Source organism: Pantoea sp. SYBGC1 (genome assembly GCF_057197005.1).
The window spans coordinates 169,926-194,006 of sequence record NZ_JBXUNM010000007.1 but is presented as its reverse complement, the minus strand read 5'-3'; the positions used below and the strand labels follow the sequence as shown (position 1 = coordinate 194,006).

The following is a 24,081-nucleotide window of genomic DNA, read 5'->3' as shown; positions in this document are numbered from 1 at the left end:
GCGGCGGACGGGGCTGGCGCAGGGCCGGGGAGTGCAGAGGGCGCGGCCAGGCGTCCTCTGCCCGGTCGCCGTGCCGGAACACAGGCTGCTGCCGCAGCTGACGGCGAACGGAACCGGCTCTCGTGGCGAACGGAACCGGCCCCTGTGGCAAACGGAACCAGCCCCCGTGGCGAACGGAACCGGCCCCCGTGGCGAACGGAACCAGCCCCCGTGGCGAACGGAACCGGCCCCCGTGGCGAACGGAACCGGCCCCCGTGGCGAACGGAACCGGCCCCCTGGCGAACGCCCTCTTCTCTCAGGTCCTGACGCGCAGCCGCGCTTCAATCATATCGGCGACCTTTGTCACCACCCACGCGATCACCATATAAAACACCACGGCAATCAGGAACGCTTCGAGATAGTAGAAGTTCAGCGCCGCCGTCAGCTGCGCCTGCGCAAAGATATCTACCACTTCGATAGCAAAGGCGAGCGACAACGCTTTCATAATCACCATAAAGGCGTTGGCCAGATCCGGGATCGCCGCCACGATGATTTGCGGGAACATCACGCGCCGGAACAGCTGGCCACCGCTGTAACCCAGCGACAGCGCAGCGTCTGACTGGCCGCTGTCAAACGAGTTCAGCGCCCCTTTCCACACTTCCGCCTGAAACGCCGCTACGCAGGCGCTCAGCGCGACGATGATAATCACCCAGTTAGGCAGCGAGTGAGCATTCACCTCAACGTTAAACAGCGTAGCGAAGAAATGCAGCGCGGATGGCAGACCGTAGTAGGCGAGAAAAATCACCACCACCATCGGTACGCCTTTAAAGGCAATTTTGTAAACCATCACCAGCTGACGCAGCAGCGGAATACGCTGATGCTCAATATACGCAAACAGCCCGCCCAGCAGCGTGGAACAGATAAACACCGTCACCGCCATCAGCAGCGTAACCGGCACCGCATCCAGAATGCTCCAGAAATCGGGCAGTAGTACTTCAGTATCAAACATGCGCGCTCTCCTGCTCAGACGCTGGCGGTCAGCTTGACGCGCGCCGCTTTGGCGCTGTACTTCGCATGACGCTGTTCAAAGAAACGAATAATCAGCCAGGCGACCAGACAGAGCAGCGAATAGATCACCGCGAGCACCAGATAGGTACCAAACTGATACTGGTTATAATCGCGCTCCATAATCAGATGCGCCGTTGCCATGACATCAGCGGCACCGATATACATCACCAGCGCAACGTTATGGATCAGGTAAATTATCGCGTTACCATAGCCCGGCAGCGCAAAGTGCACCGCCTGCGGTCCTACCACGCGCAGCATCTTGTGACGAAAGCCGTAACCCAGGCTGTCCGCCGCATCGTGCTGACCGCGCTCTACCGCCAGAAACGCCGGGCGCATCACTTCGGAGAGATAGCCGCCGTGATAGAAGCTCAGGCCAATCATGGCGGCCAGATTAGGTGAAACAAAATCCGTAAAGCCGAGCTGCTGCGTAATCAGCGGCAGACCGTAGAAAGCGACAAACAGCTGCAGTACTACCGGCACGCTGCGCGCATAGGAGACGTACAGATCGGCCAGCTGGCTGATCAGCGGAATACGACGGACGCGGAACAGCGTCGCGATCAGCGCCAGGACAAAGCCAGCCAGCATCGCAACAAACATAATACCGAGCGTCAGCGGCAGCGCTGACAGCAGCTCGGGGATCATGGCGGATAGATTCACGGTGAAACACTCCTGCTTACTATAGAGCCGCGCCTGCCAGAGAGCCGGCGCGGTATCTGCTTGTGAATCCGTTACTGCATATATTTCGTGACGTCTTCACCAAACCACTTCTGCGCCAGCTTATCCAGCGTGCCGTCCGCCTTGAGATCCTGCAGCGCTTTTGTAATCTCCTGACTCAGCGCCTGATTCTCTGCCGAACGGTGCAGCAGCACATAGGTGTTGTTGATCGCCACCGGTTCGCTCGCTTTGATAGCCAGCTTCTGGTTATCAATAACCGTCTGCTCGCCGAGATTTGATGGCAGGATCAGCGCGTCATACTTGCCGTTCTGCACCTCTTTCAGGCGATCCGGATAGGGCACGCCAGCACTGGAAGCTTTAATGGCGATCTTGTCGTCCGGATTATCCTGCTGCCACTGCGTCACAAATTTGTAGACGCCACCGCCAGCGGTTACCGGGACAATCTTTTTGCCCACCAGATCTTTCATGCCCTGAATGGTGCTGTCGCTGCGGCTGTAGATCTTCATCAGGCTGGCGCCCATCGGTGCATCCGGGATCAGGAACTGCTTGCTGCGCGCCGGAGCCTTATAGTAGCCGCCGGTTGCCATATCATATTTGCCGGTCGCCAGCCCGGTCTCCTGAGCGATATCCGCGGCGCCTTCCATCACAAATTTGTACTGCGGCAGTCTGGCATTAATCGCTTTCAGCACGTCGGGCTCATAGCCCTGCGGCTCATGACCAATCGCCCCCCAGGAGAGCGGCTTGGACTCTGCAGCGGTAGCGATTTTGATGGTGCGAACCGCATCGGCAAAGCTGCTGCCGCTGACCAGCGCCAGTGCGATGATGCCAGGCGCGGCCAGGCGGCGTAATGTTGTTTTAAGTGCAGGCATGATCTTGATTCCTCTGATTATTAGAATACGCGTTCTGAGCTGAGAAACTGGGCAAGGCGCGGCAGGGTCGGGTTTTCAAACATCTCTGCCGGCGTACCCTGCGCGGCAACCACCCCCTGATCCATAAACACAATGCGGTTAGAGACGCTTTTCGCAAACTGCATCTCATGCGTGACCAGCAGCGAGGTGATGCCTGAAGAGGTGACATCTTTGATCACCTTCAGCACCTCACCCACCAGCTCCGGATCCAGCGAAGAGGTCGGTTCATCAAACAGAATCACCTCCGGCCGCACGGCCAGCGCGCGGGCAATGCCGGTGCGCTGCAGCTGTCCGCCGGAGAGCTGGGAAGGATAGTGATCGGCTTTCGCGCCGAGTCCGACCCGCTCCAGCTCCTCAAGCGCGATGGTCCGCGCCTCCTGGCGGCTTTTGCGCTGGCTCACGATCAGCGGATCCATCACATTCTCCAGCACCGTCATGTTCTTAAAGACGTTGAACTGCTGAAATACCATCGCGGTACGCAGGCGGATCGCCTGGATCGCCGCTTTATCGGGTTTGCGATAGTCCATGCGGATCTGATCGAGCGCGATCGTCCCCGCTGTGGGTTTCGCCAGATAATTAATGCAGCGCAGCAGCGTGGTTTTACCGGTGCCGCTTGGCCCGATAATCGACACCACATCGCCCCGCTTTACCGTCAGATCGACCCCTTTCAGAATCGGGTTGTTACCATAGGCGAGCGTAATATTATTAAGTTCTAACATGGCGTTGCCCTATTTATTCAGGTCAGCATGGCCCAGCACATGCATCAGACGGTTAGCCCAGCCAAAGATGGCGATAGCGTGGATCAGGTCGATAATCTCCCGATCGTCCATTCCGGCCGCACGCAGCGGCGCAATATCTTCTGCCGTCGCTTCGGCTGGCGTGACCGACAGGCGGCGGGCAAAGTGATAGATCGCGGCGTCGCGCTCGCCCAGCGCATCGGCGCGGTCAAAATAGATTGCACTGACCACCGCGTCGTTTTCAGCCAGCTGTACGTGCCGGCGCGCATGTACCACCGCGCAGTAGCGGCAGCCGTTCACGATTGACGCGCCCAGCGCGCCCAGCTCGCGATCGGCGCGATTCAGTCCGCCCTCAACATACATGATGGCGTTGAACAGCCCGGTGCGTGCGGTGTAGCTCTCCGGATCGTGTACCAGCGTGCGGACATACTCCGACACCTTCTTATTGGAGGGTGTGATTTTCATCGCATCGCGCTGGGCCGGCGTGGCGTCATCTACGCTGACCGGCGCAATATAGGGGTGCCAGTGCAGCGGCTTCAGGGAAACAGAGGGGATCATGCTGACCTCAGCAGGCGCAGACCAGCCGCAACGCGCGTCTGGAAGTTAACAAAGGCGATCAGCTCAGAGAGCGCCACAATCTGCGGGTTATTCAGCCCCGCCTGCTCCAGCAGCCGGATGTGCTGCTCGGTGGCCTGCACCGGCTGAGACGTGACCAGATCGGTATGACGCACAATTGTCGCCAGCGGTTCGCCTGCCGGCAGCGCACCTTCCGCCAGCGCCAGCAGCTCATCCGCCGGCTGCAGCTGCGCCAGCTCATGCTGATACGCCTGCTCCAGCGCGCTATCCTGATTCAGCCGCGCCATGCGCTGCGCCAGCGCCAGCCGCAGGGCTGCAGAGAGGCCCTGGTCATCTTCCGGTGTCAGCACGGAGCGACGGCACGCCTCTGCGCCATCAACAAACTCCGGCCGCAGCCGCCGCGTCTGGTAGAGCGCCGCGTCAGGGGTCAGCCCGGCGGCGCGATCGATAGCGTCACTCATAACGCGTTCTCCTGATTCAGTAAGGGGGTGGCGTCCACCCATTCATCGCCCTGTAATTCAGGCGTGTCATACGCCTGCAGGCTGGCATAGTGCTGCTCCACATCCTCGGCAAACAGCGAGGCCGCAATCGCCCGCACCAGCCGATCGGCACCGGCGCTGACCGCGGGGATATCACCGGAGACTTTGCCGTGCGTCAGCATCGCGGCATCATTGAAACAGTGAATATGTGAAAGCATCGGGCAGGCGCCGGGGACGCGCTCGCGAAACTCAAATCCGGGTCCCAGGTCAGGCGCCTCCAGCATATTCTGGCGCGCCGGCCCCATGGCAGGCTGATAGCGACCATCTGACCAGCGGCGGATGTGCGGAGCGATGGCGGCAAATTCGGATCTGCCGCTGAAATCGTTGCTGAAACCGGTGGCCGCAATCAGGTAGTCATAGCGCAGCGGCCCCTGCGTCGTTTCAATGACCAGCTCATCCGCTTCGGGCCTGACGGCATTGATGGCGCAGTTCAGCAGAAAACGGGCATTCTCATGACGCGAAACGCGCAGGGTGGAGGCGCGCGGCGGCGGCGTCTGGGTGGCAGCGGTGTAATCAACAAACTTCCATTTCCACCTATCCGGCAGCTGGTGCATGCCGTGTACCACGCCCTGACTGCCGATACCGGTCATTTTATTGATGCGCGGCATCGCTTTACGGCGGATCAGCAGATCCACCCTGGCTGCGCCCTGCTCCAGCGCGGTTGCGGCATTGTCCATTGACGAGGCACCGGCACCGATCACCGCAACCCGTTTACCCTGCAGCGCACTGAAGTCGATGTTGTCAGCGGAGTGTGCCCAGAAGCGGCGATCGACGCCCTGCAAAAAGAGGGGAACGGCAACGCCGCCCAGGCCGGAACGGCCGGTTGCCAGCACCAGCCGGCGGGTATAGACGCGTGCCGGCGCTGCGCCTTCCAGCGTCAGCGCAATCAGCGACCCGGCAGGTTCAATGGCGGTAACGCGGACGCCATTCTGTACCGGCAGATTCAGTACCTGCCGGTACCAGACCAGATAGTTCATCCACATCTCTTTCGGGATTTTGTCCAGCGCCTGCCAGGCCGCTTTTCCCCACTGCGCGGTATACCATGCGCGAAAGGTCAGCGAGGCCAGACCGAGTGCCGGTCCCTGCAGTGATTTGGGTGAACGCAGCGTCTCCATGCGGGCAAACGTGACCCACGGTCCTTCCTGCCCCGCCGGCGCGGTATCGTAAGTAATACTATTGGTGATACCCGCCAGCTGCAGCCTGGCCGTCGCCGCCAGGCCGCACATTCCGGCACCAATCACGACAACATCGCGCACCGGCTGGTTATCAACCGTATGCGCAGGCACCCAGGGTTTTGCGGGCAGTTCAAGGTATTCCAGATCCTGCTGTAGCTGAGCTTCCAGCGCGGCCAGACCGTCGGCAGCTGAAGTCATATAAGTATCCCCTGATGTCAGCGCAAAAACGCTGTCAAACGCATACCCACAATCGCCGGCCTTATTATCCTGATAACACATAGTTACCGGCTTATAATTGTCAATACGCATAGTAAAAGCTGAGGCTTTGCATACTCCTCCTGCGGCTGGATGGAGTCAATAATAGCGCTCAGCATTTAACCAATGGATTTCTTATATCTTATGCCGGAATGGTTATAAGCCCGTCACCGCCCTCTTCAGAGGCGTTAAAGCTGATTGATAAGCCGCATAACCCGGGTGTGTTCGCTTGAGGCCAGCCGCTGAAAATCGGGTAACAGCGCGGCAGCGGCGGCGGCGAGGGCCTCTATCAGCGCCTGTGCTGCCGCGGTGATCTGCCGTCCCTGCGGCGTAACCACGCCAAAGTAGTAAGGGATATCCTCTTCCAGCGTACAGATAGTGACGCCAGCCAGCGGCATTCCCCAGCCGGATACCGGCTCCAGAATAGCCACGCCCAGCCCGGCGCGGACGCAGCCCAGAATATTTGCCGAAGAGTTAGTTTCAATGGTTTCCGGCAGCAGCGTATTGACACGCTTCAGCGCTTTTTCATAGCGCCCGCGCAGGCGCTGCGGGTTCCAGGGGGCGATAAGCCGCCGTCCCGCCAGCTGGCTGAGCGATATCTGCTGCTGCGCCGCGAGCGGATCGCTGTCCGGCAGCGCCACCACGCAGCGCGCGTGGCCAATCCAGTGCAGTACCACTGCATCATGCTCCAGCGGCAGGCTGCAGAGGCCGATATCCGCCTCGGCGGTGATCACCGCGTGCGCCGTTTGCGCAGCAGACTCACTGATAATCTGCACTTTGTTTTGCAGGCCAATCGCCGCCAGCGCCTGCGGCAGCAGCCCTGCCGCCAGCGCCGGCGTGGCCGCAATGCTGAGTGGCCGCTGCTGCTGCTGCGCGATCTCCTGCGCACGCAGCCGGATCTGCTGCAAAGAGAGCAGCGCTTTCTGCACATACTGATGCAGCTGCAGCGCCTCTTCAGAGGGATGAATACGCGGTCCGTTGCGGATAAAGAGCGGATAGCCCAGAGAGAGTTCCAGCTCCTGCAGCTGGCGTGAAACCACAGGCTGTGAGCGGTTGAGTGCTTTCGCTGCGGCGGTCACGCTGCCCGCTGCAATAACCGCTGCGAACGCTTCCAGCTGACGCAGATCGAGATCGTTGAGTAAATTCATTACGGGGTGATTCCTGCATGCTTGCTCACCGGGCTGAGCATAAATGATGCCGCCATCATAAGGTGCAGAGCCCCGTTAAGTCACTGCATAACCTGAAAGTATAGATTCAGGTAATGATTGCCCCAGAACATATTATTGCGCGCCACAAAGTAATTGCATTCACATCCCGTTAGCTGAAAAAAGATAACAGTTTATATTTTTGCAATATCAGCAACCGCTGCGCTTAAAGATATTAACAGAAAAGCTTACGGCTCAATAATATAAAATCTGTACAATGGTGTGCAAAATCGTACAACTTAAAGAAAATGAAAAAATAAATTTATGTCCATGTAAAATAAGATAAAAAACAGAAAAAAGCGAAACGATTATAATTGTACAAATTATATTTTGCTGTACAGATAAAAATCACGAAATTTAAAAACCCACAGTGTAAAAAGACAAATAAATACCCAAAAAAGTCAATTAAGATTATTCCTGGCTGGTGCGCTTGTTAATCCGGAAAATAACGCTAACCTTAAGTTGCAAACTAAATACTTTAATATGCCCTGACCTCTGAGGAGTAAATGATGAGCAATCCACGCGGTGGTGCCGGTAATTTTGCCATGAATCCTGAACGTGCCCGCGAAGCGGGGAAAAAAGGCGGTCAGGTCAGCGGCGGTAACTTTCGCAATAACCCTGAGCGCGCAATTGAAGCGGGCCGTAAAGGGGGCAAAAAGAGTCGTCGTGGCACAGATAAAGATGCTGCACAGGGTGCACAGGCTTAACATTAACGGGAGAATCTAATGACTTACGAAGAACATTTTATTGACTGGGTCAGAGATGCACACGCTATGGAGAAGCAGGCGGAGAGCATGCTGGAAAAAATGGCAGCCCGGCTCGAACACTATCCCGATCTCAAAGCGCGTATTGAGCAGCACATTGATGAAACACGTGAGCAGCAGCAGCTGGTGCAGAGCGTCATTGACCGTTACGACACGTCCCGTTCGGTAATCAAAGATGCCGCAGGAAAACTGTCGGCGTTTGGCCAGGCAGTCGGCGGCATGATGACCGAAGATGAGGTGGTTAAAGGCGCTATCAGCGGCAACGTTTTTGAGAACTTTGAGATCGCTAATTACACTGCGCTCATTGCCGCGGCGGAACAGCTTAACGACAGCGAAAGCGTGTCAATTTTTACCCGCATTCGCGAGCAGGAGCAGGCGATGGCCGACTGGACAGCCAATCATTTAGGCGACGTTACAAAACAGTTCCTCATCCGCTCCAGTACACCAGGCGTGGAAGCTAAGAAATAGCGTTAGCTGTGCTTTGAATTTCTTCCCCGGACTTTAACATTGCATATTATTTATCGGCCAGCTGGCCAGCCAGCACAGTGAGGTTGCTTCTGTGCTGGCCTTTTTTATGCCTCATCTGCCAGCGTTAATCGCCTCGCCTGCCACCAGATCAGCAGCGCTGTCAGCGCAATCACGCTCAGCGTGCTGAACGCCACGCTATAGGAGTAGTGCCTGACGATCATACCGGTCAGCGCCGGACTAAACGCGGCTCCCGCTCCCTGCATCAGCATCACCGCACTCTGTCCGGCATTAACGTGGCCGCTGCCGCGCAGTAACTGCACAATGTAGCCAGGCACGGCAACGCCCAGCGTACCGGCCGCGATGCCATCCAGCACCTGAACCGGGATCATCAGCCAGGGATTGGTGAAACTGGCGGCGAGTACGGCGCGTACCGGCAGCAGCAGCAGCGCCAGCATAATCAGACGCTGATACCCCAGCGTCTCCGCGCGCGCCGCCGTCCAGAGCGCTACCGGGATCATCACCGCCTGCGAGATAATAACGGTTGCAGCAGCGTAAACACCGGGATTCATGCCGCCGGGCGAGGCGGCTACGCGCATACTGAGCATCGGCAGCAGTGCCGCATTCGCGAGGTGGAACAGCAGCAGCGTAATACCTGTGGTCATCAGCGGCGCGTTGCGCGTCAGGTCAGAGAGGCGGGGAACCGCGCTGCCCGCAGACGCATCCAGACCACGCGCTGCCTGATGATCAATATCTTTTCCACGGATGGCCAGGATAGCGAGTGAGGTCAGCAGCGCCATCGCTGTCATCAGGATAAATACCGAGCCGGTCCCCCAGTACCAGGTCGCGGCCCCGGCAATTAGCGCAGCGCTCATATTCCCGGCGTGGTTAAACGCTTCGTTGCGCCCCATCTGCCGGTTAAAGCCGCGCTGTCCGGCCAGACCCAGCGTGATCCCTGCCAGCACCGGGGCAATAAACGCGGCAGAAACGCCGCTGATGATCTGCGTAATTGCCACCACCCAGCTTTGCTGTGAATACCAGAGCCACAGTGTGGCAACGGTAATCAGCGCGCAGCCACACAGCAGCAGCAGACGTTTGTAGCGCGTGGCATCCGTAACGATCCCGGCGGGCAGCGTGGCGATAAGCCCCGCCAGACCGCCCGCCGTCATCACCAGGCCGACATCATTTGGCTGCCAGCCACGCTGCGTTAAAAATATCCCCAGAAAAGGTCCCAGCCCGTCGCGCACGTCGGCGAGAAAAAAACTCACCAGACAAAGCGCCTGCAGCGATCGTATCGGCATTGCTCATGTTCCTGATTTTTTAGTGCGGGTCCGCCTGTTAAGTAATGGCAAAGATTCAGGAAAAGTCACGCAGTGTAAAAGTAACTAAATGAAAGCAGTGTTCGCAGCTGTCTGTATCCGGGGTGCAATTATGCAGATGAAGGAGCTGACTGTGTCAGACCAGGGGTGGAGAGTATACGCCGGAGCACAGAGCGGGTATGCGGACGCAGAAAAGCAAAAACCCGGCCATAAGGCCGGGTTTTCTGAATTGTGGTGCCCGAACCCGGAATCGAACCAGGGACACGCGGATTTTCAATCCGCTGCTCTACCGACTGAGCTATTCGGGCAACGGGGCGCATTAAACCCTACCCCGGCCGCAGCGTCAAACGCTTTTCAGCAAATACGCGCTGACTGCTGACTTTTAGAGCATCCGCTGCGCTTACTGGTCAAATTCTGACACACTCTGCTACGTTGTGGCGGTGGATTTTCGCATCCGCCTGCCGATAACCGTGCTGACATCCAATAAACATAAAAAGGTCCGCCATGTTCAGCACTATTGCATCAGGTATTATGTCACGCCTTGCGTGGCAAAAGCGCAGCCGCGCGACGCTCAGTTCATTGCAGGATGCTATCGCCATGATTGAGTTTACGCCGGACGGCAAAATTATCACCGCCAACGATCTGTTTCTGGAGCGCATGGGCTATACCCTGCCGGAGATCGTCGGGCAGCACCACGCTCTGTTTTGTACGCCCGACATGGTGCACTCGACCGCATATCGCGATTTCTGGCAGCGGCTCAACCGCGGCGAGGGGTTCAGCGATAAGTTTCTGCGCGTGGCGAAACATAGCCGTCCGGTCTGGCTGGAGGCCAATTATGTGCCGGTACAGGACCGCAGCGGCCGGGTAATAAAGATTGTTAAGCTGGCGAGTGACATTACGGCACACATTCTGGATACGCAGGAGCAGCGCGCCATGACGGCGGCTATTGATCGCTCAATGGCGGTTATCGCCTTTAATCTGCAGGGCGAAGTGCTGATGGCAAATGACAATTTTCTTAAAACCATGGGCTATCGGGAGCAGGAGATCCTTGGCCGGCACCACAGTCAGTTTTGCCCGCCAGAAACGCAGCAGAGCAACGCCTATCGGCGTTTCTGGCAGAAGCTGAATCAGGGTGAATATATCTCCGGACAGTTTCAGCGCGTGGATAAACAGGGCCGTACCGTCTGGCTGCGCGCCACCTATAATCCGATTTTCGATGAGGCGGGCACTCTCTATAAAATTGTTAAATTCGCCACTGATGTGACCTCGCAGGTGGAGAAGAGCCAGCAGGAGCGTGACGCTGCGCAGCAGGCGTACCAGACGGCACTGCAGACCAGCGAAAGCACTCGCCTTGGCGCTACGGTACTGGAGAACAGCGTGCAGACCATGAATGCGCTGGCAGGCGAACTGCACGGTATCTCCGGTGATATTACCAATCTCAGCGACTCCTCCGATCGCATTGGCGCGATTGTCGAAAGCATTCGCCGTATTGCCGAACAGACCAATCTGCTGGCGCTGAACGCGGCGGTAGAGGCGGCGCGAGCCGGACAGCATGGACGCAGCTTTGCCGTCGTCGCGAATGAGGTGCGTGCGCTGGCGGAAAATATCAATCGCGCCACTACCGAAATCGAAAACCGGGTGCGCGATAACCATCTGCTGGCAGAGAAAGCGCTACAGGGCATTGCGTCTAACCTGAAGCGTGCCGATCAGGGTGTACTGCTTGCTCAGGAGGCGGGCGACATGATGGCGGAGATCCGCGGCAGCTCAGGTGACGTGGTTCGCGCTATCGGCCACGTCACCGCGACGTTAAAGGAAGAGTAGCCGTTACTGCCCTGCCGTCTGCAGCGGCGCGTCGGATGCCGGCGGCAGGAAGATATGATCGAGAATGTTGCGCATCACCGGCGCGGCGCTCACGCTCTCGTTTCCGCCGTTCTCCAGGATCAGCGCAATCGCCACTTTAGGATCGCTGAACGGTGCAAACGCAGTATAAAAAATATGATCGCGCAGCCGGATCGGGATCGCTTTCGCATTATAGGTCTGATTCTGCTTCAGGCTGAACACCTGCGACGTCCCGGACTTCGCCGCAATACCGTATGGCGCGGTATGAAAATATTTATACCCGGTGCCGTTAGGGGCGTTAGCCATCCCAAACATCGCCCGGCGCACCAGCCCCCAGTATGGCGAGCTCGCCTCGCCAATCTGCGGCTGCGGCCTGACGGGCTGATAAGGCTGCTGCCAGCCGCCACGCTGCGCTTTGGCCAGCAGATGCGGCGTGATCACTTTGCCGTTATTGATCAGCGCGACCATCGCCCGGACCATCTGAATCGGGGTGGCGATCCAGTAGCCCTGCCCGATCCCGACCGATACCGTATCGCCCTGATACCACGCCCGTTTATGCACCCGCTTTTTCCAGGCACGGTCAGGGAGCAGCCCGGTGTACTCTTCATTGAGATCGATACCGGTTGACTTGCCATAGCCAAACTGGCTCAGCATGGTGTGAATGCGATCGATACCCATCATAAATGCCACCTGATAGAAAAAGGTGTCTGCTGACTCCTCAATCGCTTTAGTGACGTCCAGCATACCGTGGCCCGTTTTTTTCCAGTCGCGCCAGGTGCGGTGCGTGCCGGGCAGGGTCCAGGTGGGTCCGCCAAAGAAGGTGGTCGCGGGCGTGATGGTGTGGGTCAGCAGTGCAGAGATCGCCATATAAGGCTTTACCGTCGAGGCGGGCGGATAGAGGCCCTGCGTGACGCGGTTGATGAGCGGCAAATCTTTATTCTGCAGCAGCGCGTTGTAGGCTTTATAACTGATGCCTTTCACAAACGGGTTGGGATCGTAGCTGGGGCTGGAAACCATCGCCAGCACGCTGCCGTCGTGCGGATCTTCAATCAGTACCGCCGCGCGCTGGCCGGCCAGCTGCTGCTCAACATACTGCTGCAGATGCAGATCGAGGGTCAGCCAGATATTTTTGCCAGCCACCGGCGGAACCTCTTTCAGCACGCGCACGATGCGGCCATGGTTGTCGACCTCCACCTCCTGGTAGCCGGTTTTGCCATGCAGCAGCGCCTCATAGTAGCCTTCAATGCCCTGCTTGCCGATGTTATGGTCCGCGGCGTAGTTCTCCCCTCTGCCCGCCTCGTTCAGCCGCCTGTAGTCAGCGTCGTTGATTTTGGAGACGTAGCCCACCACGTGCGCCAGGTCAGCGCCGTAGGGGTATTCCCGATCCTGATAAGTCGACACGCTGACGCCGGTGAAACGAAACTGGTTCACGGCAAAGCGCGCCACCTGACGATCGGTAAGCTCCGCTTTCAGCTCGACCGGTTTATAGCGGCTGCTGTGCTGCAGCGCATGCCTGAATGCGTCAATGTCATCCGGCGTCAGATCAAGCAGCGGCGTCAGGGCGCGGAGCGTGGCCGCCATATCGCTGACCTTATAGGGCGTGACCAGTACATCATACCAGGTGACATTGTGTACCAGCGGAATGCCGTTGCGATCGTATATCAGCCCGCGCGTGGGCGCGATGGGGATCATTTTAATGTCGTTTTCGTTGGAGCGCGTCTGATAGTAGCGGTGCTGACGGACCTGCAGACGATAGAGATTGATTCCCAGAATGGTAAAGCAGGTCACCACCAGCGCAAATGCCACCAGTGCCCGCCGGGCAAACAGTTTTTCTTCAGCTTCGAAATTGCGAAAATTCATCAGGAAAGGATCTCTTCATTATCGCGCTAATGATAAACAGCGTGAGCGTCAGAGCCAGCCTGAAGATGCACAAGCCTGGGTAAAAGTGTGTCAGATGTTTACGGAGGGAGGACCGGAGCGCATCAATGCGCTCCGGACACAGGCGAAGTTAGTCGCCCAGCAGCACCGATTCCAGTGCAATTTTGATCATATCGTTGAAGGTAGTCTGACGCTCTGCCGCGCTGGTCTGTTCGTGCGTGCGGATATGGTCAGAAACGGTACAGATGGTCAGCGCTTTCGCACCAAACTCTGCCGCCACGCCGTAGATCCCTGCGGCTTCCATCTCAACGCCGAGGATGCCGTACTTCTCCATGACATCAAACATCTGCGGATCGGGCGTGTAGAAGAGATCGGCAGAGAAGATGTTGCCGACGCGCGCGTCAACGCCCAGCGCTTTTGCTGCGTCAACCGCGTTGCGTACCATGTCAAAGTCAGCAATCGCCGCAAAATCGTGATCTTTGAAGCGCATACGGTTTACTTTGGAGTCGGTGCAGGCACCCAGACCAATCACCACATCACGCAGTTTCACGTCAGCACGCACCGCACCGCAGGAGCCGACGCGGATGATCTTCTTCACGCCAAAATCGGTGATCAGCTCTTTGGTATAGATTGAGCAGGATGGGATCCCCATACCGTGGCCCATTACCGAAATCTTACGGCCTTTATAAGTGCCGGTGAAGCCAAGCATACCGCGTACGTTGTTGACTTCCACAACATCGTCCAGGAAAGTCTCAGCAATATGCTTTGCGCGCAGCGGGTCGCCCGGCATCAGTACGACGTCCGCGAAATCACCCATTTCTGCATTAATATGTGGCGTTGCCATGGTTCTTATTCCTTTTCAAAAAAGTGTGCGCTGTTTTACAGCATGCTTTTGCCGTAGTCCATGCTGGAGAGGCCAAAGTACGCGGCAATGGTCTGGCCGATATCGGCAAAGGTATCGCGATAGCCCAGCGATCCCGGCTTAACGCCCGGACCGTAGATGAGAATCGGGATATGCTCACGCGTATGCTCAGTGCCTTCCCAGCTGGGATCGCAGCCGTGGTCAGCGGTCAGGATCAGAATATCGCCCTCCTGCACCAGCGCCATCAGCTCTGGCAGACGGCGGTCAAACAGCTCCAGTCCGCCGGCATAGCCTGCGATATCGCGGCGATGACCCCAGGTTGAGTCGAAATCAACAAAGTTGGTAAAGACGATAGAGGTGTCAGGCGCCTTTTTCATCTGCTCAATCGTGGCGTCAAACAGCGCGTCGAGACCGGTCGCTTTCACTTTCTGCGTGATGCCCTGATGCGCATAGATATCAGCAATTTTACCTACTGAGATCACTTCCCCGCCCTTCTCGTCGACCAGCTTTTTCAGCATGGTCGGTGATGGCGGCTCAACGGCCAGATCGTGACGGTTGCCGGTACGCTCAAAGCTGCCCGCTTTATCACCCACAAACGGACGGGCAATGACGCGACCGATGTTGTAGCCACCTTCCGTCAACTCTTCACGGGCGATTTCACACAGCTCATACAGCCGCTCAAGACCAAAGGTCTCTTCGTGACAGGCGATCTGGAACACCGAGTCTGCTGAAGTGTAGAAAATCGGCTTACCGGTTTTCATATGCTCTTCACCCAGCTGATCGAGGATCACCGTACCGGAAGAGTGGCAGTTGCCGAGATAGCCCGGCAGATCGGCGCGCTCCACCAGCTTATCCAGCAGCGCCTGCGGAAAGCTGTTCTCTTTATCGCTAAAGTAGCCCCAGTCGAACAGAACCGGGACACCCGCAATTTCCCAGTGGCCGGAGGGGGTATCTTTGCCGGAAGAGAGTTCGCTGGCGTAAGCGTAAGCGCCGATGATTTCAGCATTTGGATCCAGCCCTGGCGGAAAGCGGCCGGTCGAGAGTTCTGCCGCTTTGCCAAGACCGAGCGCGGTCATGTTTGGCAGATGTAGCGGGCCTTCGCGCCCTTCGTTTGCGCGACCTTCAAAACAGGCTTCAGCGATATGGCCAAGCGTATCTGAACCCGCATCACCAAATTTATCAGCATCTTTACTGGAACCGATGCCGAAGGAGTCGAGAACCATAATAAAAGCACGTTTCATGCAAGTCTCCTGCGCGCCGGGCGCGATGACAAGTCAAAAAAAAGCGATCAGATCAGTATACCTGAATGGCGACTGTCTGGCACGCAGTAACGCCGCTATTCGCTGATGCGGCGATACACCACGGGCGTGGTTTCAGGTGCCTGGTCGCTCAGTACGATGGCGGCTCTGACCGCCTGTGCGGCTTCCTGCCACTGCGCTTCCGAGGCGGCATGGATCATCGCCAGCGGCCGCTGCGTATCAACACGGCTGCCCAGCGCAATCATGTCGCTCAGGCCTACGCTATAGTCGATTGTATCAGTGGCCCGCCGCCGCCCGCCGCCCAGCGCCACAACGGCCATGCCCAGCGCCCGCGTATCCATCGCGCTGACGATCCCCGCTTCTTCTGCATAGAGCGGCCTGCTGAAAGCTGGTGCCGGCAGATAGCGATCCATCCGCTCGATAAAATCTGCCGGCCCGTTCTGAGCCGCCACCATTCGTCCGAATACCTCGGCAGCTTTACCGTTATCCAGCACCTGCTGCAGTTTCTGCCGCGCTTCTGTGTCATTCGCTGCCAGCTGACCGGAAACCAGCATCTCGGCGCAAAGCGCCATAGTGACCTCATACAGACGCGGATTGCGCGCCTCGCCGGTCAGGAACTGCACCGCCTCGCGCACTTCCAGAGCGTTACCCGCAGTTGAAGCCAGCACCTGATTCATGTCGGTAAGCAGCGCGGTGGTTTTGCATCCTGCACCGTTCGCCACCCGCACAATCGCCTGCGCCAGCTGTTCCGAGGCGGCAAAGGTAGGCATAAAAGCGCCTGAACCCACTTTGACATCCATTACCAGCGCATCCAGCCCTTCTGCGAGTTTTTTGGCGAGAATCGAGGCGGTGATCAGCGGAATGGAGTCAACCGTGGCGGTGATATCGCGCGTGGCGTAAAAGCGCTTGTCTGCGGGTGCCAGTGAGCGGGTCTGCCCGATGATCGCCACCCCCACCTGCTTGATTATGTCGCGGAAACGGTCGTCGCTGGGATAGATATCAAAGCCCGGAATGGCCTCAAGCTTATCCAGCGTGCCGCCGGTATGACCCAGACCGCGTCCGGAGATCATCGGCACATATCCACCGCAGGCGGCGACCATCGGCCCCAGCATCAGAGAGGTGACATCGCCTACGCCACCGGTTGAATGTTTATCCACTACCGGGCCGTTGAGCTGCAGCGACTGCCACTCCAGTACCGATCCTGAGTCGCGCATCGCCATGGTCAGGGCAACGCGTTCCTGCAGGTTCATATCGTTAAAATAGATGGTCATCGCCAGCGCAGCGATTTGCCCTTCCGAAACGGTTTCATCGCGCACGCCATCGATGAAAAAGCGGATCTCCGCCTCACTCAGCGGCTGCCCGTCACGTTTTTTCCGGATGATTTCCTGTGGCAGAAACAAGGTGCCTCCCGTGATTGCTGGTATGTACGCGGCGCATAAATGCGCCCTGCATTTTTATCGTAGGGGGCGCATGAATGCGCCCCGGGCCGGACGCCGTGCCGGGATTTAACCCGGGCCGCATTAATGCGGCCCCTACGGGGATATTCAATTCCGGATGCCGTGACGGGATTTAACCCGGGCCGCATTAATGCGGCCCCTGCGGGGATATTCAATTCCGTACCCCGCGACGGGATTTAACCTGGGCCGCATTAATGCGGCCCCTACGAGAATGTTGGATTCCGTACCTCGTGACGGGATTTAATCCGGGCCGCATTAATGCGGCCCCTACGAGAATGTTGGATTCCGTACCTCGTAGGGGGCGCATTCATGCGCCCCTGGCCGTACCCCGCGACGGGATTTAACCCGGGGCGCATCAATGCGGCCCCTACGCCAATATTGGATTCTGTACCCGTAGGGGGCGCATTAATGCGCCCCGGGCCGGACGCCGCGACGGGATTCAACCCGGGCCGCTATCAGTAACCCGTTTTGCTGCCGCTGGTTGCGTGGCCCAGCGTGCTGAGCAGGTTTGCCAGCAGGCTGGAGGCACCAAAGCGGAAATGACGGGCGTCAGCCCAGCCTTCACCGAGGGTGTCGTCAGCCAGCTTCAGATACAGAGCGGCATCTTCTGCGGTGCGCACGCCGCCGGCCGGTTTAAAACCAACCTGCTGCTGCACGCCTTTATCGCGAATAACCTGCAGCATAATGGCGGCAACTTCCGGCGTGGCGTTCACCGGCACTTTACCGGTTGAGGTTTTAATAAAATCAGCGCCGGCATCAATCGCAATCTCTGATGCCGTACGGATCAGCGCCTCATCTTTCAGCTCGCCGGTTTCAATAATTACTTTCAGCAGCACGCCCGCTGCCGCACACGCTTCTTTGCACGCTTTGACCAGCGCAAAGCCGGTATCGCGGTCGCCGGCCATCAGAGCGCGATAGGGAAATACCACATCCACTTCGTCAGCGCCGTAAGCGATAGCGGCGCGCGTTTCCGCCAGAGCGATCTCAATATCCGGATTACCGTGCGGAAAATTGGTCACGGTCGCAATGCGCACCTCAGGCGTACCCTGTTCGCGCAGCGTTTTACGTGCAATCGGGATAAAGCGCGGATAGATGCAGATAGCGGCAGTGTTGCCCGCGGGGGATTTGGCCTGATGACACAGCGCAATGACTTTTTCATCAGTGTCATCATCATTCAGGGTAGTGAGATCCATCAGTTGCAGCGCGCGCTGCGCGGCAGCATTAAGGTCAGTCATAACAGGCTCCGGATGTCAGGCCAGCAGCAAGCTGCCGGATAATGTGATTATTTTAACAATTGTCGGGAACTGCCATTGCGAATCAGATCACATAAAAAAGAGATAGCTGCCCGAAATTACATGGAAAAGCGGCTACAGATCTCTTTTTAACGTGAATGGATGGCTAAGCGGCTCGCAATGCAGATGTAATTATTATCACAAAATCGCGTGCTGAATGGTATCAGTCTGATAGATGGCCGGACGACGCCTGGGAAGGAAATGCAAATATACGCAGGCTGTTCTGCCACAGCGCATCGGCAATCACGTCAGCCGGTTCAGGACGCAGCGTGCACAACACCTCAAACACATTACGCGCCCGCTCAGGCCGGTTGGGCTCTCCCTGAAAACCCTGCAGCGGCATATCAGGAGCGTCTGTTTCCAGCAGCAGCGACGCCAGCGGCAGGCTGGCAATGGTATGGCGGGTTTTGCTGGCGCGCTCATAGGTAATGGTGCCTCCCACGCCGATAGCATAGCCAAGCTGGATAAAGCGCTCTGCCTGCTGCTGGCTGCCGGCAAAGCCGTGCACAACGCCACGCCGCGGCAGATTATGTCGTCGCAGCAGCATCGCCAGCTGATCGTGGGTGCGGCGGGAGTGCAGGATCACCGGCAGATCAAAACGTTTTGCCAGAGTGAACTGCGCGTTCAGCAGCCGCGTCTGCCTGTCAAAATCGGGATTGTTCATATAGAGATCCAGTCCGATCTCACCGATCGCTACGCAGTTGCTGTCTGCCTCTGCCAGATGCTGCGCGAGCAGATCCAGATGATCGTCCTGATGGCGGGCAATATTGATCGGATGCAGGCCCAGCGCCGCATAGAGCGCCGTATAATCTTTTGCCAGCTGCCTGACGCGTGCAAAACGGCTCGCTTCTGTCGAGGGCACAATAATGCGCTCAACGCCGGCGGCGGCGGCGCGGGCAATGCTTGCGACCGCATCATCAACAAATGGCGGGAAATCAAAATGGCAGTGCGTGTCGATAAATTTCATGCCAGCGATCCTTCATCCCAGGCAGCATCGTTCCCCGCCAGCGGCGGCGTGTGTAGCGGTCGCGTGTGCAGTGCATTGGCAGCGGCGGCGGGCGGTGCAATCGGCAGCGGCCTGCGGGCCGGCTCTGCGTCACTTAACCACTGCCCCAGCGTAGCCAGAAAGTAGCGTCCGCTGCGCCGGCCAAGATGATAATCGTGGTTCAGCGCGGCAACGCGGCTGCCAAGCGCCATGCTGGCCAGAGGACGAGGCGGGCAAACCTCCACAATGCGCAGATTACCCGGCGGCTGTTCAATAAACTGCTGGATCTCGCGATAGCTCGCTTCGTGATGATGCAGGATATTGATCATCGGCTGCAGCGCACCGTCACCCAGCCAGCGCTCCATCCGCTGCAACCATTGCGGCGTATAGAACATCTGCGAAGGCGTGGTTCGGATCACCACAACGGTATCCGCGCCACGCCGCGCGGCTTCGCGCACCGGAATCGCGTCGCTGATGCCGCCATCCAGATAGCTGACGCCATCCATCAGCACGCCGCTGCGATAAAAGCCAGGAATGGCACTGGACGCTTTGATGATGTCATGCCAGGTCAGCTCATCAGGCCTGAAATAGTGTGCCTGATAATCATCACTGCGGCAGGCGCACATATAAAATTCGCTGCCACTGGCAAACAGTTTCTGCGCGCTGCTGAACGCCAGGGGAAATTTACTGCGGGTAATGTCAATCAGCCAGTCGAGATCGATAAGGTGGCCACCGCGCACAAAGCGCAGCGGATTGAAAAACTGCTTGCTGGTGGTATAGCGGGTAATCACACGTCGGGCATAGCCCGGCTGAGCGCAGACAAAGGCGGAAAGATTTTGCGCGCCAGCGGAAGTGCCCAGCATCAGATGAAAAGGGTTAAAGCCGGCACGCTGGAACGCATCCAGTACGCCTGCGGTGAATATTCCGCGCTGGCCGCCACCTTCACAGACGAGTGCAATTTTGCGGGATTTAAATGGCTGAAGCGCCAGTGGTTCGAACGAACCGAGCGAGACCGGAATGCGTATACCCAATGGCGTACCCTCAGTAGTTGCTGCTCTGAGGGAGGCCAGAGCGGCATCCCGGAGAACCAGTCATTGTCACTCCCTGACCCACTGCACGGGCAGCTGCGACGGCAGACAGCGCCGTCAATGACTGGCCTCCGCTTTACATCAATAGCGGGTTACTGCATAGATGTGTCTGGTCAGAGTTTTTTGCGCCCGGTAAACAGGCTAACCAGGAACAGAATAATACCGACAATAAAGACAATTTTAGCTGCCCATGCTGCCGTACCTGCCAGACCGCCGAATCCTAAAGCTGCCGCGATCAGTGCAATGACCAGAAAGATAATACCCCAACGAAACATAAGCCTCTCCTTTACCATAGTAGAAATCGAACTGCTTATTCTTCACTTCACTGTTTTATTGCGGAACAGCATCAGAGCGATGCCGTTCCGGCTGCGTTAAGATTTCACCTTGAGGTCGTTCTTCACGCTTTTCACGCCTTCAATGGCTTTTGCGATCTTCTCAGCACGCTCAGACTGTGCCTGATTCGCAACTTCTCCTGACAGCTGAACCACGCCATCGGTGGTTTCCACCTTCACATTGCGCGATGGAACAATGTCGTCTGCTAACAGCTTAGCTTTAATTTCGCTGGTTGTGGCGGCATCACCGGCATAACCTTTCAGCGATCCTTCTTTATTGTCTCTGACGTGTAGTTTGTCACTGACGGATTTCACTCCTTCAACCTTCTGCACCAGGGCAACAGCCTTTTCAGCCTGATCCTGCGAGGCAACAAAACCGCTTAATGTCACCACACCCTGCTGCGTTTTGACGGAGATATCCGTGCTTTTAATCGCGTCATCATCAACCAGCGCCGCTTTGGCTTTGGCTGTAATGCCACTGTCATCCATAAAACCATCGACTTTTTTCATAGAACTATCGATTTTGGAACCCGTCGAGCTGGTATCAGCAGCAAATGCCGCACCGCTTAACAGCGCCGTACCGGCCAGTGCAGCAATCAGGGTCTTGGCAATCTTAGTCTTATTCATCGATATGATCCTTCTATCAGTTAATTCACCCGCAAGCGCGAATGCACAACAGCCAACGGCGCCGTTGCCTTGATGGACGTAACCAAACTCGCAGGCCTGTTTTTTCGTCCGACAGAATAATCATAGTAGGGATTACAGCTTTTGCTGGCTTTTGTGGTTGATATCTCGCCAGAAAGTGAGAATGGCAGCGTAATTAAGAGGAGTCTGTAACAAAAAAAGCAGGACCAGTAATGACTGGTCCTGATAGCGAGGCGGGATCAGTGTTCGCGGGTTTTGCGGAAAACCACGTCAGGATAGCGCTCCTGCGTAATGTTCAGGTTAACCATTGTCGGCGCGATATAGGTGAGGTTATCTCCCCCATCCAGCGCCAGATTGACCTCATTTTTACGCTGGAAGTCGTCAAACTTTTTCGCGTCGCTGCATTCTACCCAACGGGCGGTGGAGACGTTGATCGCTTCATAGATCGCTTCAACGTTATATTCGCTCTTAAGGCGGGCGACAACTACATCAAACTGCAGCACGCCGACGGCGCCAACAATCAGATCGTTGTTATGCACCGGACGGAATACCTGCACGGCGCCCTCTTCAGAGAGCTGAACCAGACCTTTCAGCAGCTGCTTCTGCTTAAGCGGATCGCGCAGGCGGATGCGGCGGAACAGCTCTGGCGCAAAGTTCGGAATGCCGGTGAACTTCATCGCTTCACCCTGGGTAAAGGTGTCGCCAATCTGAATCGTGCCGTGGTTATGCAGGCCGATGATATCGCCCGGGAACGCCTCTTCAACGTGCGAACGATCGCCTGCCATAAAGGTCAGCGCATCGGAGATCACCACATCTTTGCCGGTACGCACCTGACGCAGTTTCATGCCCTTTTCATAACGACCCGATACCACACGCATGAACGCAACACGGTCGCGGTGTTTGGGATCCATATTCGCCTGAATCTTGAAGACAAAACCGCTGAACTTCTCTTCACGCGCTTCCACAGTACGGGTATCGCTTTTGCGCGGCATCGGCGCAGGTGCCCAGGAGACCAGGCCATCCAGCATATGATCGACACCAAAGTTGCCCAGCGCAGTGCCGAAGAACACCGGCGTCAGCTCGCCGTTCAGGAACAGCGACTGCTCAAATTCGTGTGAGGCGCCCTGCACCAGCTCCAGCTCATCGCGCAGCTGCTGCGCCAGCTCTTCGCCCACCGCCGCGTCGAGATCGGGATTATTCAATCCTTTTACAACGCGCACGTCCTGAATGGTATGGCCCTTACCGCTCTGATAGAGGTAGGTTTCATCTTTATAAAGGTGGTAGACCCCTTTAAACAGCTTGCCGCAGCCGATTGGCCAGGTAATGGGGGCGCAGGCGATCTTCAGCTCGCTCTCAACCTCATCCAGCAGCTCCATCGGATCGCGGATATCGCGGTCCAGTTTGTTCATAAAGGTGATGATGGGCGTATCGCGCAGACGGGTTACTTCCATCAGCTTGCGGGTACGATCCTCAACCCCTTTCGCGGCATCAATAACCATCAGACAGCAGTCAACGGCGGTCAGTGTGCGATAGGTATCTTCCGAGAAGTCTTCATGCCCCGGCGTATCCAGCAGGTTGACCAGGCTTTCGCGATAGGGAAACTGCATCACCGAGGTGGTGATTGAAATACCACGCTGCTTCTCCATTTCCATCCAGTCTGATTTAGCATGCTGGCTGGAGCCGCGACCTTTAACAGTACCGGCAGTCTGGATAGCCTGTCCGAACAGCAGGACTTTTTCGGTGATTGTGGTTTTACCGGCGTCCGGATGCGAGATAATCGCAAAGGTACGGCGGCGCGCCACTTCTTCTAAAAAGGGAGCATTAGACATGAGTGCGTTCTTCTTCAGGGCGGCGCGTCTGTAACGCGCGGCAGATAAATCGTTCCGGAACCTGTCCGGTGGGTAACAGTGCCAGTGGCAACGCCGTGGCGTCACTGCACAGCAGCGGTTCGCGGCTGCGCTGGCGGTGCTCCGGTTATCCGGTCAGCGTTGAGGCGGCATAGCATACAATATTTCAGCAGGCGGGGAAATCACGACTGTAGCGCGCAGGTAACCCCTTCCGGCTCCGTCCGCATCCGGTCATAGCAGGCGAATGGCAATCAGTTAACAATGAGAATTCGTCGCATTCAGAATGTTGAATAATTCCATTTATATTCAATGATATAAATTAAAATATTGTACAAAAAACCCTTCACATAAACGCTGATATTGCTGCATAATTCGCCGTAATTTTTCTGACTGCTTAATAAGGACGCAGCTATGTTAACTGCTGAAATGACCTCTCGCCTGAACGACCAGCTTAATCTGGAGTTCTTCTCTGCCAACCTCTATCTGCAGATGAGTGCCTGGTGCAGCGATAAAGGATTTGAAGGGGCCGCCTCTTTCCTGAAAATGCATTCGCGTGAAGAGATGGAGCATATGCAGCGCCTGTTTGATTACGTCAGCGACGCGGGTTCCATGCCGGTGCTGGGCAGCATCGCGGCACCGGCTGTCAGCTGGAACTCTCTGAGCGACGTGCTGAGCGAAGCGCTGAAGCATGAGCAGCTGATCACGCAGAAAATCAATGAGCTGGTGCATACCGCGCTGACATCGCAGGACTACTCCACCTTTAATTTCCTGCAGTGGTATGTGGCAGAGCAGCATGAAGAAGAGAAATTGTTTAAAACCGTGCTCGATAAACTGGCGCTGGTGGGTAACAAAGGTGAAGGTCTGTTCCTGGTGGACAAGGACCTGGGCCGTATGAACGTGGAAGGTCACGGTCAATAATAAAAAAAGATGAC

At 56.9% G+C, this 24,081-nt stretch carries 23 protein-coding genes and 1 tRNA gene; 4 read left to right on the top strand and 20 right to left on the bottom strand.

Features of this window, described 5'->3' with window-relative positions; all coding sequences use genetic code 11:
* Positions 1 to 295: 295 nt before the first annotated feature.
* From AC2CF9_RS13495 to AC2CF9_RS13460, 8 genes are all read right to left on the bottom strand, one after another.
* On the bottom strand, positions 296 to 988 hold the full coding sequence (locus AC2CF9_RS13495; RefSeq protein WP_039380119.1) for an amino acid ABC transporter permease: 693 nt from the start codon (positions 986 to 988) through the stop codon (positions 296 to 298).
* Between the two features lie 14 nt (positions 989 to 1,002).
* Positions 1,003 to 1,689, bottom strand: a complete 687-nt coding sequence (locus AC2CF9_RS13490) for an amino acid ABC transporter permease (RefSeq protein WP_223810731.1) — start codon at positions 1,687 to 1,689, stop codon at positions 1,003 to 1,005.
* Positions 1,690 to 1,775: 86 nt separating this feature from the next.
* Positions 1,776 to 2,591 (bottom strand): transporter substrate-binding domain-containing protein, encoded by an 816-nt coding sequence (locus AC2CF9_RS13485; RefSeq protein ID WP_150018798.1) that lies wholly within the window; start codon positions 2,589 to 2,591, stop codon positions 1,776 to 1,778.
* A 20-nt stretch (positions 2,592 to 2,611) separates the two neighbouring features.
* Positions 2,612 to 3,349 (bottom strand): amino acid ABC transporter ATP-binding protein, encoded by a 738-nt coding sequence (locus tag AC2CF9_RS13480; protein ID WP_484557238.1) that lies wholly within the window; start codon positions 3,347 to 3,349, stop codon positions 2,612 to 2,614.
* A gap of 9 nt (positions 3,350 to 3,358) precedes the next feature.
* A complete protein-coding gene (locus tag AC2CF9_RS13475; protein WP_104085444.1) occupies positions 3,359 to 3,925 on the bottom strand; it encodes a peroxidase-related enzyme in 567 nt (188 codons plus the stop codon).
* On the bottom strand, positions 3,922 to 4,404 hold the full coding sequence (locus tag AC2CF9_RS13470) for a CMD domain-containing protein (protein ID WP_094112234.1): 483 nt from the start codon (positions 4,402 to 4,404) through the stop codon (positions 3,922 to 3,924). The genes AC2CF9_RS13475 and AC2CF9_RS13470 overlap by 4 nt, the downstream gene beginning before the upstream one ends.
* Positions 4,401 to 5,855, bottom strand: coding sequence for an NAD(P)-binding domain-containing protein (locus AC2CF9_RS13465; RefSeq protein ID WP_484557237.1), 1,455 nt, complete (start codon positions 5,853 to 5,855; stop codon positions 4,401 to 4,403). Before AC2CF9_RS13465 ends, AC2CF9_RS13470 begins: the two co-directional genes overlap by 4 nt.
* Positions 5,856 to 6,100: 245 nt before the next feature.
* Positions 6,101 to 7,060 carry a LysR family transcriptional regulator gene (locus AC2CF9_RS13460; protein WP_484557236.1) on the bottom strand — a complete coding sequence of 320 codons (960 nt, stop codon included), beginning with the start codon at positions 7,058 to 7,060 and terminating at the stop codon, positions 6,101 to 6,103.
* A 566-nt stretch (positions 7,061 to 7,626) separates the two neighbouring features.
* On the opposite strand from AC2CF9_RS13460, the gene AC2CF9_RS13455 reads away from it, so the two are divergent.
* Positions 7,627 to 7,824 (top strand): con-10 family general stress protein, encoded by a 198-nt coding sequence (locus AC2CF9_RS13455; RefSeq protein WP_150018807.1) that lies wholly within the window; start codon positions 7,627 to 7,629, stop codon positions 7,822 to 7,824.
* Positions 7,825 to 7,842: 18 nt separating this feature from the next.
* Complete coding sequence (locus AC2CF9_RS13450) at positions 7,843 to 8,349, top strand: ferritin-like domain-containing protein (RefSeq protein ID WP_039380127.1); 507 nt, start codon at positions 7,843 to 7,845, stop codon at positions 8,347 to 8,349.
* Positions 8,350 to 8,453: 104 nt separating this feature from the next.
* On the opposite strand, the gene AC2CF9_RS13445 is transcribed toward AC2CF9_RS13450, so the two are convergent.
* Positions 8,454 to 9,647 (bottom strand): MFS transporter, encoded by a 1,194-nt coding sequence (locus tag AC2CF9_RS13445; RefSeq protein ID WP_150018803.1) that lies wholly within the window; start codon positions 9,645 to 9,647, stop codon positions 8,454 to 8,456.
* Between the two features lie 250 nt (positions 9,648 to 9,897).
* Positions 9,898 to 9,973: transfer RNA gene (locus tag AC2CF9_RS13440), tRNA-Phe, on the bottom strand.
* A 196-nt stretch (positions 9,974 to 10,169) separates the two neighbouring features.
* Here AC2CF9_RS13440 and AC2CF9_RS13435 point away from each other — a divergent pair.
* A complete protein-coding gene (locus AC2CF9_RS13435; RefSeq protein WP_484557235.1) occupies positions 10,170 to 11,486 on the top strand; it encodes a methyl-accepting chemotaxis protein in 1,317 nt (438 codons plus the stop codon).
* Between the two features lie 3 nt (positions 11,487 to 11,489).
* Here the strand turns inward: AC2CF9_RS13435 and mrdA are convergent, their stop codons facing one another.
* From mrdA to prfC, 10 genes are all read right to left on the bottom strand, one after another.
* Positions 11,490 to 13,364 (bottom strand): penicillin-binding protein 2, encoded by a 1,875-nt coding sequence (gene mrdA, locus AC2CF9_RS13430; protein ID WP_150018805.1) that lies wholly within the window; start codon positions 13,362 to 13,364, stop codon positions 11,490 to 11,492.
* Positions 13,365 to 13,512: 148 nt separating this feature from the next.
* Positions 13,513 to 14,226 (bottom strand): purine-nucleoside phosphorylase, encoded by a 714-nt coding sequence (gene deoD / locus AC2CF9_RS13425; protein WP_039380134.1) that lies wholly within the window; start codon positions 14,224 to 14,226, stop codon positions 13,513 to 13,515.
* 35 nt (positions 14,227 to 14,261) lie between these two features.
* Positions 14,262 to 15,485, bottom strand: coding sequence for a phosphopentomutase (gene deoB / locus AC2CF9_RS13420; RefSeq protein WP_039380136.1), 1,224 nt, complete (start codon positions 15,483 to 15,485; stop codon positions 14,262 to 14,264).
* A gap of 95 nt (positions 15,486 to 15,580) precedes the next feature.
* Positions 15,581 to 16,903: a thymidine phosphorylase gene (gene deoA, locus AC2CF9_RS13415; protein WP_484557234.1), complete on the bottom strand. Its 1,323-nt coding sequence runs from the start codon at positions 16,901 to 16,903 to the stop codon at positions 15,581 to 15,583.
* A 512-nt stretch (positions 16,904 to 17,415) separates the two neighbouring features.
* A complete protein-coding gene (gene deoC, locus AC2CF9_RS13410) occupies positions 17,416 to 18,195 on the bottom strand; it encodes a deoxyribose-phosphate aldolase (protein WP_484557233.1) in 780 nt (259 codons plus the stop codon).
* 220 nt (positions 18,196 to 18,415) lie between these two features.
* Entirely contained in the window at positions 18,416 to 19,219 is an 804-nt protein-coding gene (locus AC2CF9_RS13405) for a TatD family hydrolase (RefSeq protein ID WP_484557232.1), read from the bottom strand.
* Positions 19,216 to 20,268, bottom strand: coding sequence for a patatin-like phospholipase family protein (locus tag AC2CF9_RS13400; RefSeq protein WP_484557231.1), 1,053 nt, complete (start codon positions 20,266 to 20,268; stop codon positions 19,216 to 19,218). Before AC2CF9_RS13400 ends, AC2CF9_RS13405 begins: the two co-directional genes overlap by 4 nt.
* Positions 20,269 to 20,438: 170 nt before the next feature.
* Positions 20,439 to 20,600 carry a DUF1328 domain-containing protein gene (locus tag AC2CF9_RS13395; RefSeq protein WP_065648197.1) on the bottom strand — a complete coding sequence of 54 codons (162 nt, stop codon included), beginning with the start codon at positions 20,598 to 20,600 and terminating at the stop codon, positions 20,439 to 20,441.
* A gap of 96 nt (positions 20,601 to 20,696) precedes the next feature.
* Positions 20,697 to 21,284, bottom strand: coding sequence for a molecular chaperone OsmY (osmY, locus tag AC2CF9_RS13390; protein ID WP_065648196.1), 588 nt, complete (start codon positions 21,282 to 21,284; stop codon positions 20,697 to 20,699).
* Positions 21,285 to 21,541: 257 nt separating this feature from the next.
* A complete protein-coding gene (gene prfC, locus AC2CF9_RS13385; protein WP_150018005.1) occupies positions 21,542 to 23,131 on the bottom strand; it encodes a peptide chain release factor 3 in 1,590 nt (529 codons plus the stop codon).
* Positions 23,132 to 23,560: 429 nt separating this feature from the next.
* On the opposite strand from prfC, the gene ftnA reads away from it, so the two are divergent.
* Positions 23,561 to 24,067 carry a non-heme ferritin gene (ftnA, locus tag AC2CF9_RS13380; protein ID WP_039380152.1) on the top strand — a complete coding sequence of 169 codons (507 nt, stop codon included), beginning with the start codon at positions 23,561 to 23,563 and terminating at the stop codon, positions 24,065 to 24,067.
* Positions 24,068 to 24,081: the final 14 nt, after the last annotated feature.

Coding starts and splice junctions, on each gene's coding strand:
- AC2CF9_RS13495 (WP_039380119.1), bottom strand. CDS start 988: ATGTTTGATACTGAAGTACTACTGCCCGATTTCTGGAGCATTCTGGAT.
- AC2CF9_RS13490 (WP_223810731.1), bottom strand. CDS start 1,689: ATGATCCCCGAGCTGCTGTCAGCGCTGCCGCTGACGCTCGGTATTATG.
- AC2CF9_RS13485 (WP_150018798.1), bottom strand. CDS start 2,591: ATGCCTGCACTTAAAACAACATTACGCCGCCTGGCCGCGCCTGGCATC.
- AC2CF9_RS13480 (WP_484557238.1), bottom strand. CDS start 3,349: ATGTTAGAACTTAATAATATTACGCTCGCCTATGGTAACAACCCGATT.
- AC2CF9_RS13475 (WP_104085444.1), bottom strand. CDS start 3,925: ATGATCCCCTCTGTTTCCCTGAAGCCGCTGCACTGGCACCCCTATATT.
- AC2CF9_RS13470 (WP_094112234.1), bottom strand. CDS start 4,404: ATGAGTGACGCTATCGATCGCGCCGCCGGGCTGACCCCTGACGCGGCG.
- AC2CF9_RS13465 (WP_484557237.1), bottom strand. CDS start 5,855: ATGACTTCAGCTGCCGACGGTCTGGCCGCGCTGGAAGCTCAGCTACAG.
- AC2CF9_RS13460 (WP_484557236.1), bottom strand. CDS start 7,060: ATGAATTTACTCAACGATCTCGATCTGCGTCAGCTGGAAGCGTTCGCA.
- AC2CF9_RS13455 (WP_150018807.1), top strand. CDS start 7,627: ATGAGCAATCCACGCGGTGGTGCCGGTAATTTTGCCATGAATCCTGAA.
- AC2CF9_RS13450 (WP_039380127.1), top strand. CDS start 7,843: ATGACTTACGAAGAACATTTTATTGACTGGGTCAGAGATGCACACGCT.
- AC2CF9_RS13445 (WP_150018803.1), bottom strand. CDS start 9,647: ATGCCGATACGATCGCTGCAGGCGCTTTGTCTGGTGAGTTTTTTTCTC.
- AC2CF9_RS13435 (WP_484557235.1), top strand. CDS start 10,170: ATGTTCAGCACTATTGCATCAGGTATTATGTCACGCCTTGCGTGGCAA.
- mrdA (WP_150018805.1), bottom strand. CDS start 13,364: ATGAATTTTCGCAATTTCGAAGCTGAAGAAAAACTGTTTGCCCGGCGG.
- deoD (WP_039380134.1), bottom strand. CDS start 14,226: ATGGCAACGCCACATATTAATGCAGAAATGGGTGATTTCGCGGACGTC.
- deoB (WP_039380136.1), bottom strand. CDS start 15,485: ATGAAACGTGCTTTTATTATGGTTCTCGACTCCTTCGGCATCGGTTCC.
- deoC (WP_484557233.1), bottom strand. CDS start 18,195: ATGACTGACCTTAATGCTGCCGCGCAGCGCGCGCTGCAACTGATGGAT.
- AC2CF9_RS13405 (WP_484557232.1), bottom strand. CDS start 19,219: ATGAAATTTATCGACACGCACTGCCATTTTGATTTCCCGCCATTTGTT.
- AC2CF9_RS13395 (WP_065648197.1), bottom strand. CDS start 20,600: ATGTTTCGTTGGGGTATTATCTTTCTGGTCATTGCACTGATCGCGGCA.
- osmY (WP_065648196.1), bottom strand. CDS start 21,284: ATGAATAAGACTAAGATTGCCAAGACCCTGATTGCTGCACTGGCCGGT.
- prfC (WP_150018005.1), bottom strand. CDS start 23,131: ATGTCTAATGCTCCCTTTTTAGAAGAAGTGGCGCGCCGCCGTACCTTT.
- ftnA (WP_039380152.1), top strand. CDS start 23,561: ATGTTAACTGCTGAAATGACCTCTCGCCTGAACGACCAGCTTAATCTG.